The organism is Limnothrix sp. FACHB-1083, from assembly GCF_014696485.1.
Taxonomy (GTDB): domain Bacteria; phylum Cyanobacteriota; class Cyanobacteriia; order CACIAM-69d; family CACIAM-69d; genus CACIAM-69d.
The window spans coordinates 122,554-139,498 of sequence record NZ_JACJQD010000002.1; the positions used below are offsets into that span (position 1 = coordinate 122,554).

At 54.2% G+C, this 16,945-nt stretch carries 18 protein-coding genes and 1 tRNA gene; 8 read left to right on the forward strand and 11 right to left on the reverse strand.

The features are described from left to right. Positions 1–7: 7 nt before the first annotated feature. The 3 genes from H6F46_RS02490 (at position 8) to H6F46_RS02500 (ending at position 3,757) form a co-directional block, all read left to right on the forward strand. Complete coding sequence (locus H6F46_RS02490; protein WP_190353429.1) at positions 8–310, forward strand: hypothetical protein; 303 nt, start codon at positions 8–10, stop codon at positions 308–310. 1 nt (position 311) lies between these two features. Beyond that, positions 312–3,248: a hypothetical protein gene (locus H6F46_RS02495; protein WP_190353430.1), complete on the forward strand. Its 2,937-nt coding sequence runs from the start codon at positions 312–314 to the stop codon at positions 3,246–3,248. A 107-nt stretch (positions 3,249–3,355) separates the two neighbouring features. Then, positions 3,356–3,757, forward strand: a complete 402-nt coding sequence (locus H6F46_RS02500; RefSeq protein WP_190353431.1) for a hypothetical protein — start codon at positions 3,356–3,358, stop codon at positions 3,755–3,757. Positions 3,758–4,089: 332 nt separating this feature from the next. Here H6F46_RS02500 and H6F46_RS02505 read toward each other — a convergent pair whose 3' ends face one another. The 4 genes from H6F46_RS02505 to H6F46_RS02520 are packed head-to-tail and all read right to left on the reverse strand — an operon-like array spanning position 4,090 to position 5,092. Continuing rightward, positions 4,090–4,362, reverse strand: coding sequence for a hypothetical protein (locus H6F46_RS02505; RefSeq protein ID WP_190353432.1), 273 nt, complete (start codon positions 4,360–4,362; stop codon positions 4,090–4,092). Beyond that, the gene (locus H6F46_RS02510) at positions 4,359–4,568 is read right to left on the reverse strand and encodes a hypothetical protein (protein ID WP_099533984.1); all 210 of its coding nucleotides are present in this window, start codon (positions 4,566–4,568) and stop codon (positions 4,359–4,361) included. The genes H6F46_RS02505 and H6F46_RS02510 overlap by 4 nt, the downstream gene beginning before the upstream one ends. Beyond that, positions 4,561–4,833, reverse strand: coding sequence for a hypothetical protein (locus H6F46_RS02515; RefSeq protein ID WP_190404973.1), 273 nt, complete (start codon positions 4,831–4,833; stop codon positions 4,561–4,563). The genes H6F46_RS02510 and H6F46_RS02515 overlap by 8 nt, the downstream gene beginning before the upstream one ends. Then, a complete protein-coding gene (locus H6F46_RS02520) occupies positions 4,811–5,092 on the reverse strand; it encodes a hypothetical protein (protein WP_099533988.1) in 282 nt (93 codons plus the stop codon). The genes H6F46_RS02515 and H6F46_RS02520 overlap by 23 nt, the downstream gene beginning before the upstream one ends. Positions 5,093–5,254: 162 nt before the next feature. Here H6F46_RS02520 and H6F46_RS02525 point away from each other — a divergent pair, with 162 nt between their 5' ends. From H6F46_RS02525 to H6F46_RS19195, 4 genes are all read left to right on the forward strand, one after another. After that, positions 5,255–5,461: a hypothetical protein gene (locus H6F46_RS02525; RefSeq protein WP_190353434.1), complete on the forward strand. Its 207-nt coding sequence runs from the start codon at positions 5,255–5,257 to the stop codon at positions 5,459–5,461. 20 nt (positions 5,462–5,481) lie between these two features. Then, a complete protein-coding gene (locus tag H6F46_RS02530) occupies positions 5,482–5,682 on the forward strand; it encodes a hypothetical protein (protein ID WP_190353435.1) in 201 nt (66 codons plus the stop codon). 63 nt (positions 5,683–5,745) lie between these two features. Further along, positions 5,746–8,553: a phage/plasmid primase, P4 family gene (locus tag H6F46_RS02535; protein ID WP_190353436.1), complete on the forward strand. Its 2,808-nt coding sequence runs from the start codon at positions 5,746–5,748 to the stop codon at positions 8,551–8,553. Beyond that, a complete protein-coding gene (locus H6F46_RS19195) occupies positions 8,546–9,631 on the forward strand; it encodes a site-specific integrase (RefSeq protein ID WP_190353437.1) in 1,086 nt (361 codons plus the stop codon). Before H6F46_RS02535 ends, H6F46_RS19195 begins: the two co-directional genes overlap by 8 nt. An 87-nt stretch (positions 9,632–9,718) precedes the next feature. Here the strand turns inward: H6F46_RS19195 and H6F46_RS02545 are convergent. Both H6F46_RS02545 and H6F46_RS02550 read right to left on the reverse strand, forming a co-directional pair. Further along, positions 9,719–9,791, reverse strand: a tRNA-Met gene (locus tag H6F46_RS02545). 164 nt (positions 9,792–9,955) lie between these two features. Beyond that, positions 9,956–10,132, reverse strand: a complete 177-nt coding sequence (locus H6F46_RS02550) for a hypothetical protein (RefSeq protein WP_158234469.1) — start codon at positions 10,130–10,132, stop codon at positions 9,956–9,958. A 68-nt stretch (positions 10,133–10,200) separates the two neighbouring features. On the opposite strand from H6F46_RS02550, the gene H6F46_RS02555 reads away from it, so the two are divergent. Beyond that, on the forward strand, positions 10,201–11,163 hold the full coding sequence (locus H6F46_RS02555; RefSeq protein ID WP_099533996.1) for a protochlorophyllide reductase: 963 nt from the start codon (positions 10,201–10,203) through the stop codon (positions 11,161–11,163). Between the two features lie 124 nt (positions 11,164–11,287). On the opposite strand, the gene H6F46_RS02560 is transcribed toward H6F46_RS02555, so the two are convergent. From H6F46_RS02560 to H6F46_RS02580, 5 genes are all read right to left on the reverse strand, one after another. Continuing rightward, on the reverse strand, positions 11,288–12,976 hold the full coding sequence (locus H6F46_RS02560) for a glycosyltransferase family 39 protein (protein WP_190353438.1): 1,689 nt from the start codon (positions 12,974–12,976) through the stop codon (positions 11,288–11,290). Positions 12,977–13,001: 25 nt separating this feature from the next. Continuing rightward, complete coding sequence (locus H6F46_RS02565) at positions 13,002–13,577, reverse strand: Uma2 family endonuclease (protein ID WP_190353439.1); 576 nt, start codon at positions 13,575–13,577, stop codon at positions 13,002–13,004. A gap of 113 nt (positions 13,578–13,690) precedes the next feature. After that, complete coding sequence (locus tag H6F46_RS02570) at positions 13,691–14,689, reverse strand: zinc-dependent alcohol dehydrogenase family protein (protein WP_190353440.1); 999 nt, start codon at positions 14,687–14,689, stop codon at positions 13,691–13,693. 44 nt (positions 14,690–14,733) lie between these two features. Continuing rightward, the gene (locus tag H6F46_RS02575; RefSeq protein ID WP_190353441.1) at positions 14,734–15,411 is read right to left on the reverse strand and encodes a TIGR02646 family protein; all 678 of its coding nucleotides are present in this window, start codon (positions 15,409–15,411) and stop codon (positions 14,734–14,736) included. Continuing rightward, positions 15,398–16,762: an AAA family ATPase gene (locus H6F46_RS02580; RefSeq protein WP_190353442.1), complete on the reverse strand. Its 1,365-nt coding sequence runs from the start codon at positions 16,760–16,762 to the stop codon at positions 15,398–15,400. The genes H6F46_RS02575 and H6F46_RS02580 overlap by 14 nt, the downstream gene beginning before the upstream one ends. Between the last annotated feature and the right edge of the window lie 183 nt (positions 16,763–16,945).

Genomic DNA, 16,945 nt, shown 5'->3' on the forward strand with positions numbered 1-16,945 from the left:
TTCAGAAATGCAACTGATTCGTGAACAGGTTCCTAGCGATATTTCGACCGTGGAACAGCTTTGGGTTTGGGCGACTTTGCTCCTAGACGAGCAGGCTCGCGGGATGACGGTCAAGGAAGACGCGGGCATTATTCCTACGCCTGCTTCTCAGGTGCAAGTTGTGACGGTTGCCGACAATACGACTCGGCTAATTGGTCGCGTTTCGATTGAATTGCAGGATGACTGGGCGATCAACCGATCGGTCAAACTTTGGCGGCGGGTCAAAGAGTTGGTAACGACTTCTATCCCGGCTAATTTCACGACTAATTAGTATGGCGATCCCCTTTTTTCGGCGGACGGCGCTGAATCCTACGGGGTTGATTTCGTGGGGTTCTGCTAAGTGGGAATTCAGTCAACCGATCGCCCAAACGGCCGTTAAGCCGCCTAGTGACGTTGGTTCGGTGAAAATCCCGGCTGCGGGGTTCAAACTGCCTGATCCGCCGAAAGATTGGGGGAGCCGCACCATTGAAATCACCCCGGGGTTCATCAATGCCTTAAATCGCTTGCAATTTGAGCGGAACCAGATCCGCCCTGAGGCGATTTTTGAGCAGATCGAACCCGCGCCGATCGGGGAAAGTTTGACCCCTGAATATTTCCGGCGACTCTATGGCTTGGACACGCCTGAAAAGGAGCTGACCACCGAAGAGCTAGACCTGCTTGAGGCTGAGTTGATTTGGCAGGAAGCACAGGAGCTTACGGCCCAGTTTGAGCGGGAAGAGAAATTAGCCAACGATCGCGCCGATCGAACGCTGGTTCCTGACTACACCTTGGATGGCGGTGGCGGCGGTGGCGGTGGCGGTGGTGGCGGCGGTGTGCCCCGTGCAGGCAGTCCCACACGCTCTTCCTCTCCCCCGGGCGGCCGTGGCTGGTCGCCACCATCGCAACGATCCTCACCACCTGGCGGCGGTCGATCGGGCACGGGGGCAAATCGCCCAACCTGGGATTGGCGATCGGGTGGCAACAGTGGAAACCAGTCCCTTTCCAAAACCAACGCCTCTCGGAACCCATCGAGGGGGTTTGGGCAGCAATTCCAAAACCCCAACGCGAACCTCAGGGACGTTTACAACCGCCATCAACGGGCGGCTCAGGCAGCCCAACGGGCAGCTCAGGCAGCCCAACGGGCAGCGGATGCGGCTAATCGGGCGGGACTGTCGAACCCTGGGCGGCTGCCCAAGCCAGGATCTTTGCGGCCGCTGCCTTCAGCGCCCGCCCCAAGCCGTGTGCCAGGCTCTTGGCTCCCAAACCTCTTTCGCGGTGTGGGATCTGGGATATCGCTCCTGGGCGGGCCGCGGCTGCCAATAGCGGCGGCGGGCGCGGCGGCGGGAATCGGTTTGACCGCGCCTCCTGTTGGCGACTTAACCCCTGAGGCGGTGGCCAAGGCCAAGGGCATTCGCCCGCCCGCCCCATCGGGACAATCGCCCGCTGGCACACCCCAGCCGCGAACGCCAGCACGGCGGCGAACCCCTGAGGAAGTGGGAACCCCTTGGCTCGATCGCGCCTGGTGGTACAAGGTCAAAACTTGGTTCAAGCACGGCTCACGAACCCGCACGATCCTGACGACCAATGCCGCAGGAACGACCGACATCAAGGTTGAGCACTTGGATTGGCTGGTCACGGGTAGCGCTGAGGTTCAGCTTATGGGGCCACTCAGCTTTGTCTACCAGCGGGCTGATCCGGCCTATGTGGTCAACTACATCAACCCCCCGTCGCCGTGGCAATGGATTGGGATTCGCCATGCTGACGGGATCTACTACCTCACGGGCACATCGGGGGCAACCTTTGCAACCGCCGATTTTTGGGTTGGGTTGGATGAAGAGGACTACCCCGAACTAATCCCGCCTGGTGACCCGTTTTGGGTCGATCCACCCCCGGAGCCGCCCGTGGTGGATCAGCCCCCCGCTCGAACTCCACCGGCGCGATTTCCGCCTGCGTTGCCAGGGGTTACCACCACGCCAGAAATCCCCTTTATTCCTGGGTTGACTCCGGTTCCTCCACCGATTCCTGGGTTAATTCCGCCCCGGGCCCCAAACCGAGGCCGGAGCAATCCGTTCAACCCCAATGAGCCGATTAGGCCCACGCCGATCGCGCCGCCTGGTTTGAACCCCCCGGCGCTAAAGCCGCCCACTCGGAACCCGCCTGTTCGAGTGCCGCCCAAGGCTCCGCCGATCGCACCAGCCCGAAGCCCCTGCACACCCAAAGGAGAGATTGAACAGCCTATGCCCTGCCGTGCAGCGCCTGATATGGATGCCTTGACCAAGGAAATCCTGAGAAGACTTGGTGATCCGGGCAAGAACCCGAATGGACTTTCGGGGGTAATCGTGACCGATCGCGACTCTTTGAAAAACACGATTGGCAAGCCGATCGAGTATTTACCTGGAAAGGTAACCGGCATCACCGATCAATTGAAAAAGATGAGGACAACGCAACTGCTTGCTCAGGCTTTTTCGATGCTCAACATGGTGGTTTTGTTGCACAATGCTGCGATGCTTTCTCGCAATTTGGTTGAGTCGGTTGGTGACATGTTGAGCATGTCAATTCAGGCAATCAAAAAAGTGGCAACGGGGGGAACCACTGAAGACGAACCAATTGACGTAAACGAATTAGTTGGTCAGGGATTTCAGGGCTTAATGACTGATATCTTTGGCAAGGCAGCTTGGACGGAAATCCAGGCGAAATGGATCAACATCAACAGAATTCTTACGAGTGCCGCAAATGTTGCATATACAATTCAGGGCATCTTTGATGGTGCGAGAAATGTCATTGAGATTACTTCAACTAATGTTGCTCGAATTGGCAACGCTCTTAGAAACTCTCGGATCGTTAATCAGGGAGCATTCCCGTGGATGAATCCGAACATCAATTCAGCCACGGGACGTTTTGAGAAGTTGCGGCAAATGCTGGATAACTCAACTGAGGTTGCCGATTTGGGAACTTCAATTGCGGGTGAGGTGGTGAATATTTCTGACGAAAGTAAGGAGCTGGCCGACAACACAACTCGGTTCAATGAAGCGGTGACCGAGGGGCAAACTCTGGTTAATGATGCGGGTCAACTTGTCGATAAGGATGGAAAGATTATCCGGGATTCTAATAAGCAACAGGGGGCTTTGGCGGAATCGGCGCGGCGGGTTTCGCAGGGGTCTGAGTTCAGCTTTTTAGACATGGCCCAAGGGGAGCGGCCGTCGGGTGGATCGGGGTCTGAAGGGGGATAAAAATAAGCCAGCCCTGCGGGTGAGGGCTGGCTTATTTTGTGCGTCCGATCGCCTCGGTCTGTGCACTGCGTGGGGGAAGATCCGATCGCACTGTTCGAGGTAGCGCAATGGATCACCCAATTGTAACGGACTTACGCATGGCTAGGGAAAAGGGATGGGAACGACTGAGGCTGTTGGTTGGGCAATGGGCCTACTGGCGTAGAAACCCGCGTCCGCCAGCAGAAGAGGTGGCCCGTTTGCGCCCAGCAGATGAGATCCAGGCGGAAATCCTTGAGCTAATGAAGCTGTTGGTTCCGGGGCAAGAATTGGAGTTTGTGGCCTATGGCGAGGATAGTATCTTGCCCAATGCGATGTACATCAAATTTTCGCCCCACGGGGTAGGGGCAGTGCAGGACAAGCCATGGATCGGAACGCCGATCGTGCCCCCGATCGCACAGCCGATCGAACAGCCAGGGGCAGCGGATGACCTGGACGATCCGTTGGATCAACTGCTGAACCTGGGGGATTGAGTTGTTGCGATCGCGCTTGGCGCTCGATCGATCAAACCCAAAAGGCGATCGCTCAGGAGCTGCTGAGGGCGATTGCCTTTTTTTGGGCCACTTGGGCCAACTCGGGGCCACTTGGGCCAGCTCAGGGCCGCTTGGGCCAGGCGGGGAGAATTGTCCCCCAGGAACGATCGCCCCTCAACAGAAAGGCGATCGCCTCAGGTGCGCTGAGGGCGATCGCCAAGCCTGTCTATAAGCCTGGGTTTTTTCGGGTTTTGGCAGTTTTGAAAAAACCCCAAACGTCCATTAAATTCCCCCCTTTAGGCGGGGTGGCCGCGTAGGCCGCCCTACTAAGGTCAGAAAGGGATTTCGTCGTAATCAGCATCGGGAACCTCAGCATGAGGGTAGCCAGGCATCTCATAGAGGCGGCGGATCCACAGTTGAGGCCAGCGCACGGTTAGATAGCCCTGAATTAGCCAAACCGCCTGATTTCGCTCATAAACAGACTCATCGCTGATGCTTCCGCTCCATTCGATCGGCCACAGCAAGACCACCAAGCCCCTGTGCTGGAAATCGCGATCGTGCATGGCCATCCAGCAGACCGCCCGGAGCCAGCGCCAGTAGCTCATGCGGTGCGCCCTCCGTTGAATCGGTCTTTGCGAGCTGAGAGCCGATCGCCTTTATCGAAAGCGTCTTGGGCTAGAGCCAAGTGCTCCAAAACACGCCGGTAGTATGACCGCTCCAATGGGGTGTAGTTGCCTTCTTTGAGCGATCGGGCGAGTTGGCATTGGGCCCGATAAATATTGACCCGGGCCAGGCGGCGATATTTAACCATTCGGAACCTCCCAAAGCTCTGCCCAAGCTTTATCGACATTAGGAAGGTTGTAATCCCAATCCAGGAGCACGTGGCCTAGAGATGTCCATTCAAGCCCGAAATTCCGGGCGGCAAGGCAGAGCAAACAGACGGCCCGCGAATGGTAGCCGCGATTTTTCGCCTCATGGGCTTGTAGGTAGAAATCAAGCTCATGGACATGGCCAACGATGGTCGGGCGATCGCCCTCAGCGGCAACAGGTTTCTCAGGCGGCAAAGCGGTCAACATAAGCCCTCCAAAGGTAATTAACGAGCTTTTCAACGACTTGCCCGTCGTAGGGGCTTTCCGAAACCACCAACCAGCCGAACTCTTTGTGGTAGCTCAGGCGTGTAGTGAAGCCTGAGCAGGACTTAATCCACCAGACCGACTGTTTCGGTTGCTTGCGCCAACGGAACCCGGCTCCTTTCAGGGAGCGCTTGAGGCGACGGGTCACCGCGCTGATGGCACAGCCAACGGAAAAGCCGATCGGGAATTCGGTCTGGGCCATGGTCTAGAAAAGCCCGCACACGGCGGGCCGACTCTTTCGCTAGGAGATCCAATCTCTCGACTGATCTTTGTCGAGTATGACACCACCATCCATCTTTGTCTAGTAAGATGGTGAGAGAAAGTTCATCGAGTAAGATTGAGCCAGCAGAGATGATTGAGGAACATGGCCGGAAAACCGACATACGGGGAACGAAAGAAGACGGTCGGCTATTCGCTCACGCCGACAGCGATCGCCCGACTGGAGGCGATGGCGGAAGCGATGGGGTTGCGGAGTCCGAGCGAGGTGATCGAACAGTTTGCGAGGGGGCTGCTGTCACCAGACCAACCAGACCCAGACCTGTTACGCATGGGAAAAATACACGCCATCTGATCCGCTCCGTTCAGAGTCGGATGGCCCGCAACTTGCGCAAAATTGCCCAACTGGAGCAAGAAATCCTAGAACTGAGAGAGGAGAACGCCTGGGGAGAGGAGGAATTGGCCTCTCTCCAAAAGACCCTAGAGGAATGGGAGGAACGGGTAGCAAGCCTGAAGGTAATGAGCACCGAGTCAGAGGTTGAATCTTTCGACCCTGCTGAAGAACTGACCGCTTAAAACCTTTGCCCCTGCTGGCTCCGAGCTGGCGGGGGCTTGCTATTGCCCTAGGAGTTCCCCCCAATGATGACGGCAGAAAGATCGGCGCGTGTTGCGCCCAAGCATTTGACCGAGTGGGTAGACGGCAGCGGCGTTGATGAGGCGATCGCCCGCGCCAATTTGGAGAGCCTGCCCAAAAAAGAATTCAATTTGAGGGTCAAACCCGCATCCGAGATTCGATCGGGCGGATGGTGGGTTCGAGGCGTTAACTGGCGAGATGGCCGCCCATTGGGCCCACGCGACGGACAGGGAAAACCCGATATTCCACATGTTGTGGAAAAAGACAAAAAACCCGCCAAATACCTCACAGCATCAGGGATTGAGCCTGACGCAATGTTTTTAGCCATCCCAGGGAACCCCGACTACTGGTTAAACGCCTGGAGCGACACCAGCCAAATTCGCTACTGGACTGAGGGAGCCAAAAAAGCAGCCTCACTGCTGACTCATGGCTATACCGCCATCTGCCTCAGCGGGGTTTGGAATTGGGGCAAAGACCACCAACTCAGCTTTGAAACCGAGAAATGGGCCACACCGGGCACAACTCACGCCCTGGTGTTCGACTCGGACTATCAGGAAAACCCCAAGTGCCTGCTAGCCCTCAAACGGTTCGGCAGCTACCTACAGAAACGCGGTTGCACAGTCATCATCGTGACCTGGGACACCGCATGGAAAGGGGTCGATGACCTGATTGTGGCGCAAGGCCCTGATGCCTTTGCCGATCGGGTTCGATCGGCCCAAAAGTTTGAGGATTGGCTCAAGGGAATTGAGAAACAGGTCAAAACCCAGGAAGCCAAACCCAAAAAGCCTGAATCCTCAGAAGTCGCCCGATCGCTCGCAGAACGCTATCGGCCCTTTCTGGCCTACGACCCCAACATCGGACAGTGGTATCGCTACGAAGCCCTACACGATGGCGTTTGGAGTCCTGAAACCAACGACCAAATCAACGCCATGATCCAGGGAGAACTTGACCTGCGATCCGAATGCTCCGGCTATAACTCGAGCTTCGTTGATTCCGTCCGCAAGCTGCTCCAAGCCTATTTGCTGGTCACCGACTGGGAAGAGCCAGAGGGAATCCTGCCATTCACCAATGGCGTGTTGAATCTCGAAACCATGGAGCTAACCGGCCACGCCCCCGCCAACCGGTTGCTCTGGTCTCTTCCCAGGCCATACGACCCCACCGCCACCGATTGGGACACGATCGCAGAGTGGATGGACTTTGCGACCAATGGCGATCGCGGCCTGCAAAAAATCCTGCTGTGCTTCTTAAATGCAACATTGAAGCGCCGCGCCGATTTGCAGCGATTCCTGCATTTGACCGGGCCCGGGGGCACGGGCAAAGGTACATTTACCCGACTGGCGATCGCACTGATTGGGCAGCAAAACACCCACAGCACAAGCCTTTCCGCAATTTGCTCCGATAAGTACGACCTAGCCAACGCCTATCGCAAACGCCTGGTAGCCTTGCCCGATGAAGACACCTTCCATGGCGGGCTGTCTAAATTCAAATCCCTCACAGGCCAAGACCCATTGCGGGCCGAATTCAAATTCAAGGCCGCATTCAGTTTCACATTTGACGGCATGGTCTTGGTGGGCAGCAATTTCCCCATCTTTTCAGGCGATCACTCATCGGGGATGTCGCGCCGCGCCCTGGTCGTGCCCTTCACCCGCACCGTCCCCCCTGGGCAGCGCAAAAACCTCGATCGCGCCTTTGCCCCCGAACTGGCCGCCCTCACCAACTTTGTGTTGAGCATTCCCGATCGCGAGGTGACGGACGTGCTGTTGCAGCTCTCGGATCCAGCCCCAGCGGCGATCGCTCAAACCTGGGATTACCGGATGCGCTCCGACAACCTCGCGAGCTGGGTCAACGATCATCTGATTCCCACCGGCGACCTGAATGATTGGGTGTTTGTTGGACAAACCCGCGATGACTCAGGTAGTCTATACGCAAGCTACTCAGCAATCACGTTAGCCACAGGTGGCAAGCCGCGATCGAACCGCGAGTTTTCCCCGGCGCTAATGGATCTACTGAGCAACCAATTGGGCTGGAAAGTAGAGTTGGCCCGCTCCACAGACAGCACCTCGCGACGAAAAGTCCTACGCGGGGTGCGAATTCGCATGGAATACGACCAAGCGCCCTACCCGATCGAGGCGCTCGGTGAAACGCCCGCCCACGCAAAATCAAGCTTTTCAAACACTGAATCTATAAGAGTTGGCAGTGATCGGATCACCGGATCACCTCAAGCCCAGAGCGGGTTTGAGGTCGATCACCATCGGATCAGTGATCCGATCACTCTCAGCGATCGCCCGATCGCCCAAAAAAGTGATCCTGAGACGCACCGGATCACTGATCCTCAAAAACAGCCCTCAAACCCTTACGCAGCAAGCGGTGATCCGGTGATCCGGTCAAACCACCCAAATTCAGAAAATTTTTCCAGCGAAAAAAGCGCCCATTTAACGGCCGAAAACTTTGCAACTCAAAACGCCCCAAACCATGGACAACAGCGACTTTCCAGCGATCATCGTGCTCCTGATCATGCTGCTGTATGCCGCATGGAAGGTGAAATAAACACCGCGATCGCACCACCGCCCAACGCCCCAAACCCAGACAGCGCAAGCGGTGATCCGGTGAAATCGCCATCACCCCCAACGGGTGGCAAAAATTTCAATTTCGACTACAGCCGTAAATTTCGGGTAAACGCCCCCAATCACAAACACAACGGCGCGATCGTCCGAATTGTTGGCATCCCCAGCGAAAAAACGAGGGTCGAGAGGGTCGGCAAATTCGGCAGCTTCATCGTTGACTTCGCACACCTGGAGCCGATCGATGAGTGATGCAGCGATCGCCCGGTTGGCCCAAGCCAACGGCCGGCTCAAACGCGACAAAGTGAAATGCTCGATCGTGCTGATTCGCGGGCTGCTGAGCTTGCAAGCCACCTTGCCCCCCTTGCCCGATTCCCTCAGTACCGAATTCAAACAGCGCAAAATCGCCCTCGGCGCACCATGCACCACCGAAGGCGTGTCCTATGCCGAACGGCGGGCCCGTGAGTTGGGGCGATCGCTCCGGGACGGCTCCTTTAACTGGGGAGATTGGCGGCCAAAATTTCGGCGATCGTCCCCAGGGGATACCTGTGGCGAGTGGATCGATCGGTTCGAGCAGGATTATTGGCAACGCAGGCCCAAAAACCCAAAGAGCTTAACCACCTGGCGTTACGACTATCAGAAAGTGTTCGATCGGTTGCCCGCAGCCGCACCGCTCACCGCCGAAACCCTCAAAGCGCTTGTGCTCTCCACAGAGCCAGACAGCCGCACCCGACAGCGCACCGTCCGAATTTTGCAGGCCCTGGCCAAATTCGCAGACCTGGCGATCGACCTCAAACCCTACCAAGGGGGCTATTCAATCCACCATGCAGCCCCCCGCGATCTGCCAACCGATCGCGAAATTGAGGCCGCATTCGATCGCATCCCCTCAAAACCCTGGCGCTGGGTCTTTGGCACAATTGCCGCCTATGGACTCAGGCCTCATGAGGTCTTTCATCTCAAACTGGCCTATCCCCCGCGCCTGGACGTGCTCGACGGCAAAACCAAGAGCCGGATTGCTTTTCCGCTGTTGCCTGAATGGTTTGACCGTTGGGATTTGGCAACCATCCTGTTGCCAAAGTGCTCAGGCCGCAACAACACCGACCTTGGCAACCGCGTAACTCACGCATTCAAACGGTATGGCGTTCCGTTCCCGCCCTATTACCTACGGCACGCTTGGGCCGTCAGGGCGATCGGGCAACTGGACGTGAGCCTAGCCGCTCAACAGATGGGCCATTCCTTAGAAGTCCATGCCCGGGTTTATCAGCACTGGATTAGTGCAGAGGTTCACCGTCAGGCCTGGGAAGCGATCGCCCAAAAAATGCCTCGCTAGCCCATGATCTTAAATGGATCTTATTTTTACAGTTCTAAATACTGTTGCGGATAATCTAAACGCTTTGTGGCGTAAGGGTTTCAGCGATGGCTCAGGCGGGATTTGAACCTGCGACCTTGGGCTTATGAGTCCCCTGCTCTAACCTCTGAGCTACTGAGCCTTAATGCGTCTTCAAATCTCTAGGTTACGGAGATTGCTTGAGTGGTGATCGTTTGGCTAACGGAACAAAACTCAATATTTTTGACGCGAGTATGTATTATACGCCATGGATGAAAAATCGCAAGGGTGCTAGCCAAATAATTTGGATGCCACCCTGCAAAATTCTCAACAACCGGCCAAGATTTTAAGATTGGTTGAGGTTTTCGCCTTTCGCGACGCGCAATTAGGCGATTCTCGATAGGATGCGATCGCCTGGCCCCGTTTGGGCCCGGTGGCATCATTCAACAGAGCAAAGCGTTCCCGATCGCGATCGAGGCGATTACCGTCGGTTTCGATCGGCATGAGGCGCAAGAGCCAGTTGCTCTGCCCCCTTTTTTAGTAACCCATCACGATAAAACCGCACAACAGCAATGGCAGAACAGCAAAAACCCACCGTCCTCATCACCGGTACTTCCTCGGGAGTCGGGCTGTACGCCGCTAAGGCCCTCGTCAATCGTGGCTGGTATGTGGTGATGGCTTGCCGGAATTTGGAAAAAACCCACGCGGCGGCGGCCGAGGCGGGTATTCCTCAAGATAGCTATACGGTGCTCCAAGTGGACTTGGGGAACCTCACCAGCGTACGGATGTTGGTCAGTGCTTTTCGATCGCTGGGTCGATCGCTCGATGCGCTGGTCTGTAACGCTGCCATTTATATGCCCTTGATTAAGGAACCGCTTTGGAGTCCTGAGGGCTATGAACTGACCATGACCACCAACCATCTGAGCCACTTCCTGTTGTGCAATCTGATGTTGGATGACATGAAGCTCTCGAACTATCCCGATCGGCGGATGGTGATCTTGGGCACGGTGACCCACAACCCCGACGAATTGGGGGGCAAAATTCCGCCTCAGCCCGATTTGGGCAATCTGGAAGGCTTTGCACAGGGCTTCAAAAATCCGATTTGCATGGCCAATGGCAAGAAGTTTGAGCCGGTGCGGGCCTACAAGGAAAGCAAGGTTTGCAATGTGCTGACCATGCGCGAGTTGCACCGTCGCTTCCATGAGTCCACTGGGATTACGTTCTCTTCGCTCTATCCCGGTTGTGTGGCCGATACGCCCCTCTTCCGCAATCACTATCCCCTGTTCCAAACCATCTTCCCCTGGTTCCAAAAGAACATCACTGGGGGCTATGTGTCTCAAGAGTTGGCGGGCGATCGAGTGGCTCAGGTGGTGGCAGATCCTGACTTCAAGCAGTCGGGGGCTTACTTTAGCTGGGGCAACCGCCAGAAGAAGGGTCGCGAAGCCTTCCTGCAACGGGTCTCGCCTCAGGCCCGCGATGAGCAACGGGGTCAAAGAATGTGGGATCTGACCCTGAAGCTGGTGAATTTGGCCTAGAAACTGCTAGCAATTAGCAATTTGCGGTCAATGGCAATCGTTCAAAGGCAAGGGGTTTAAACCTCTTGTCTTTTTTGTTCTGATCTTTTTGATTCTTATCTTTTTTGTGGAAGTTTGAATTTCGTTAAAGTTTGAATTGCTCAAGGTTTGAATTTAACGGCATGGGCTTTTGGGCGGCGATCGGGGAAGGCAGTTGCAATCGATCGAGCCAGGCCATGTTGTCACCGCCGAGGGGTTGAATTTGCCCTTTTAATTCTGCCTCGATCGCCTCGCGAAACGGGGGCATCAGGTTCAGGACGTACAGATCGCTAATCGGTGGAGTCATTTGCCCGATCGCCGTTTTCAACAATTGCAAATCACCGGGGTTGACCTGTCGAAAATCTGAGACCAAATAGAACGGCACATTGGGCCGCAGACGTAGGGCCAGGGCGATGGTGTTGCCAACTCGATAGCCAAATCCATCCGCAATCACCAAGGGGTTCGCGGCGGCGTTAATCTGTTCCGCAAAAGCAGGCAAGCTAACACTAATTCCCTTGGCCCAATTGGTGGTAGAGGTGATTAATTGCCAACTACCGTTTAGGCTAATGGTTAATAACAGGCTGGCCCCGATCGCGGCGAGACTGCGGCGCAGGGTTTGCCCTTGGGTCAGGGATTGGGCAATCAGAATCGCGAGGGCAATTTGCAGCCCCAGATAGGTCGGCGTCCAGTAGCGCGTTGAGATGGAGCGCAGCCCGCCATCGAACAGATCGGGGATCACCAATAGGCTGGTGGAGACCAACGTGAGGGTCAGCACCCAACCGCTCACCCGCAGGGGAAACTGCCGTTGTAGCCAGATCAAGACTCCCAGGGCGATCGCGCAAAACAGCCCCGCCCCCCACCAACCAGCGCCCACGGGAACCCAATCCGTGAATCCTCGCAACACTTGGGTGACCAATCGGCGGAGCACTTGAATGCGCGGCTCTTCATAGGCGGTCATCCAGGCGGTGAGCTGGCGAGCGGCTTCCCAATGGTTCAACAACACCAGCGCCCAAGGCAAGAACAGCAACCCACCGGCCAAGCCGGCCAGAATGAGCGATCGCACCCGCCAGCCCAGTCGCCCCCGATCGAGCCACAACACATACAACCCTTGACCTACGGACACATAAACCGTCAACAGGGAGGTGTATAGCCCCAGCGCCAAAACCAAGCTGTAGGGCCACCAGGCCCGCACCCGATCACCCCAAGTGGCCGCCCGTTCTGTTAACCGCAAAGCACGCAGCAGCAGCGCCCCCAACACCAACAGCAACGCCGCCCACAGGCTATATTCCCGCACCTCTCGCCCATACAGCACATGAAACGGGGACAGGGCCACCAGCGCCATGGCCACCCAACCCACCAAGGGCGATCGGGTTAATTCCCAACAGACCCAGTACAGAGCAGGAAAAACCGCCAGCCCAAAGATCGTGGGCAAGCTCCGAAGGGCAAGGGCACTGCTGCCAAAGCATTCCATCCAAAACCGCGTTAACAGGTAATAGAGCGGTGGATGCTCTGGATTGCCAATCACGGAAGCAAAAACGGTGTGCCAAGGCTGTCCCTTGGGCCCCAAATAGGCGACCAACTCCGGCTGCATGACCAGTTTGTTGGCAAATTCACGAGCCTGGAGCACCGGCAAACGATGGCCGGCGGCACTGACAGCCGTTAGTACTTCGTCATGCCAAAGGATATTGTGATCAATGGCCCAAAGACGAAGGCCAATGCCCAACACAACACAGCCGATCGCCACCCAACGGATGACGGTTTGCCAAGATGAGGCGCTCGATCGAGTCGGGTTCATGGGCAATGCTGATGGGTAACCGAATTTAAAAGCTAACCGATCGATAAATTTTGGACAGGGGTAACGCTAAATTGCCGGTGGCGATCGAGCAGGTTTCTGTCAATCCTTCGGTTCTTCGCCAACGCCAGTCGCCGTCTTCACCCAACCAGAATCGATCAATTGCCGGTTCTTCCTGAGCCACCAACAGATATTCCCGAAACTCAGGAATGGAGCAATATTTACTAAACTTTTTCGTGCGATCGTAATCCGCCGTTGAAGGCGACAAAACCTCAATGATCAGCGTGGGATTTAACACTTCATCTCGCCGTCCATCGGAAAAGCTGGGGTCACCTTCAATCACCATCAAATCAGGATAAGTTCCGTGATTGTAGGTCGGCAACCAAAGGCGCATATCCAATGCAAAAACCGTGAAGGGTGGATCTAGATCTAGAAGCCGAATCAGGTTCAGACCAATTTGGTTATGACTTGAAGTACCACCGGTCATGGGGATTGATACTCCATCGCAATATTCATGACGGGTTTCGCTTTTTTCTTCAAGGGCGCGATACTCGTCGGGTGTGAGGCTGGCAGCAATTAACTGGGCGGCAATAGAAGCAGTCATGGCAGGACGATCGCAGGAACTCTCTCCAGCATAGCCACTGAATTCAAATCCCATTCAGGGATGATTCCACACGATCGCCCAGCCGTTCAAAGTCGCAAACTTGCAGTCTGAAATTAGGGATCGATCGCCAGGGCCAGCTTGCCAATCAAACCGCCCCGCTCCAGCAGTTGGTGGGCCTCAGCGGCGCGATCGAGCGGGAAAGTTTGGTGCAACTGAATTTTGAGTTGACCGGCATCAATCCAGGCCGCGCATTGACGCAGAATCTCCGCCTGATGCCGTAAGCCCGCATCCCAATGCTTCAGCAGCGGTGTGAGCATCAATTCCAGCCCAATTCGCAAGTTGTGATTGCGAGCAACCTTCCAATTCGTGTTGGCGGCAGGTTCCAAAATCGTCACCACGTCGCCGTAGGGCTTCACCGCCGGAAAGGTAGCCGTCAGCAAGTCGCCACCCACCGTGTCAAAGGCAATATCTACGCCTTGGCCGCCCGTCCAGCCCTGCAAGGCGCTGACGAAATCCTCTTGGCGATAGAGAATCGGGCGATCGCAACCCAACCCAGCCACAAAATCCGCCTTCTCGGGCGTGCTGACCGTGGCGGCCACCTCCGCGCCCCAGAGCTTGGCCAACTGAATCGCCACATGGCCCACGCCGCCAGCCCCGGCATGGATCAGCACCTTTTGACCAGCGGTGATGCGTGCCCGATCGCGCAGGGCCTCCCAAGCCGTGATCAACACCAAGGGAGCCGCCGCCGCTTCCGCAAAACTCAGGCGATCGGGCTTGGGGGTCAGGCAGCGGGCATCCACCGCCGCCCATTCCGCATAGTTACCCGCCGGGCCACCCAACCCGCCATAGCAAAAATAAACCGCTTGGCCCGGTTGCCAGCCCGTCACCTCGGAGCCGATCGCCTCGATGATCCCCGCACCATCACACCCCAACACCTGGGGCGTTGTGTCGGGGTAAAACGTGCCGCGCGATCGCAACTTGGTGTCGATCGGGTTAATGCCGGCCGCTTTGAGCTTCACCAACACCTGACCCGCCGTAATCTCCGGTTGGGGCAAATCCTGTGGCTGCAAATTTTCCGGCCCACCGGGCTGACTCAGGGCGATCGCTTTCATCAAATTGCTCTCCAGTCCATATCATCGAGATATTTTCAAGGCAATTACTTACTTTTCTTAGCTGGATTTTTACGATTCAGCCAACTTCGGATAATGCTAACGGCCACCGGAGCAAAGGCATCTAACTTCTCTCCTTGAGGTTTTTGTAAATCATGAAGTATCTCTTCGTAGAAGTCATATAAAAACTCATCATCTTCCAAGTCTTGCATTAGCCCTTGATCAGGATTGATGCCATGCTCCCACAATAAGGCATTAACGAGTTGTCGGCGCTTCTCAATCAGAGCTAGGTTGGGCTTGTTGCGATCACCTAGATTTAGAACTTGAATAGTTGTACAAGCACGCTCAGTTAGTCCCTCTACGCGACCACTAATTTTAAATAATAGTTCTGTTTCGCACTCATCCATAACTGGAGTTAAAGGTAATGGTTGCGACTGATGTGATCTGCCGCACTGGCCTAGCGTATCGCAACTGGCAACAATATTTTGAAAATCAAGTGTTCGCTTCGGATTGAGGCTCTGCGCTTCTAAATGTTCATTATGACAGTCACCAATATCTTTGATTCTCTGACAGCAATAAGCGCAGAGATAGTATTGCTCTGATAAGCTCTTTTGCCGGATGTCCCTACGAACACTGGAATCTAAATCTTCATAACGTCCTTGGGGGTGCTTCTTTTTCCAAATCGTTAAGCTTTCAGGCTCGGTGGTTTTTCTAATGACTCGCATGACGAATTTCTTGCTTGCGTAAAAGTAGTTTTGCCTTGATTAGTTCAATATTGTTCTCAGGAAGCTCCTGACTTAGTTGTACCAGTAAGCTTCGGGCAAGATCTAAGTCCACATCCTGGATAGCATCCAGTAAATCACCTAACCGCTCGTCAATAGTTTGATTACGAATGCTAGTGCCCATAATCTCAAGCAACACTGTATTGACATCTTGTCCATACTGCGGAGGAAGCTCTTGAACTTCGCCATCACTCAACGCATAAAGTAAAACATCTTTGTAATCGCTGATTACTAGTGATGAATGAGTGGTCAACACAAATTGGCAATTAGGAAACGTTGCCACAAGGTGCTTACAGATTGTTCGCTGCCAAGAGGGATGGAGGTGTAAATCAACTTCATCAATTAAAACAATACCCTTGCCCGTCAGGGGGTTATCAAGAGCAGGATTCAGCATAGCTAGGCGACGAGCAATATCGCCTACTAGTGCCATCAAGGATTTTTCACCCTGCGATAATTGAGCAACATTAAGTGTTTCACCATACTTATCAATTGTCATATGAAGACGCGGCTTACGGCGTACTCGTAAATTTTTCATATGGGGCATAAACTGGCTAATAGCTGTACGAACTGCCATTAGTTGCCGATCTTTCGCAGATGCATTGAGCTGTTTGAGTTTTTCCCAAAAGTCAGGTTCCAAGTCAAATAATGGTGGTTGACTGAAAAAGTCTTCGGAAATAGTTGACTCATTTTCTGCGTCTTCTCGTTCACGAAACCATTCAAAAAATCGACGAAAATCGACTCCTTGATTTAAGGAATTATCATAGGCATCTAATTGAAAGAATGTATGTTTGGTCTTAATTTTTAAGGGGATATCAAGTACGATCCGTTCGACGGGGTAAAATGCAATTAATGGCAAACTCGCGGCTTCATCATCAGTCAGAAAATTTCGATAAATTTCTGCTAACCGAGTACAGGCAGTGAGATTACTAGCAAATGATGAATTACGACCTCGCCTCAGCTTTGCGAGTGTCCATTGAAAGCCTTCATCTTGACTATGGTCTTGGTGCTGAACTTGAGATTCATCAATCTCCACTTTTACTTCAATCAAACCAGCATTAGCTTTGTTTAAAATCTCCTCTTCTAAAATTGAGTTACCCACTCCTTTTTCAGTTCGCAGTCGAGAGATGAACCAACTCAAAGAAGTTGCTATTGCTTTTAGAATTGACGTTTTTCCAGCACCATTGCTGCCAATAAAAATTGTAATGTTACTGTGATTTTTAAGTGTTGGAGCAATGGGAATTTCTTGATCTTCAAACAATCCAATGTTTTTTAATTTGATTGACCTGAGTTGCATAGTAGAAGAGAAGTATTTGAAATACCTGTCTATGTTTTATCAAAAATTTCAAGGTTGAGCTATGGTCGCTTAGAAATCAACTGCCTTCGTAAACTTTGTGCAAAATATTTTTTATGCGAAATATTTTCAATGGAGCGGATAATGCCTGGCTTACCCAGGCACGACTGATTGAGGCTGCTAGTC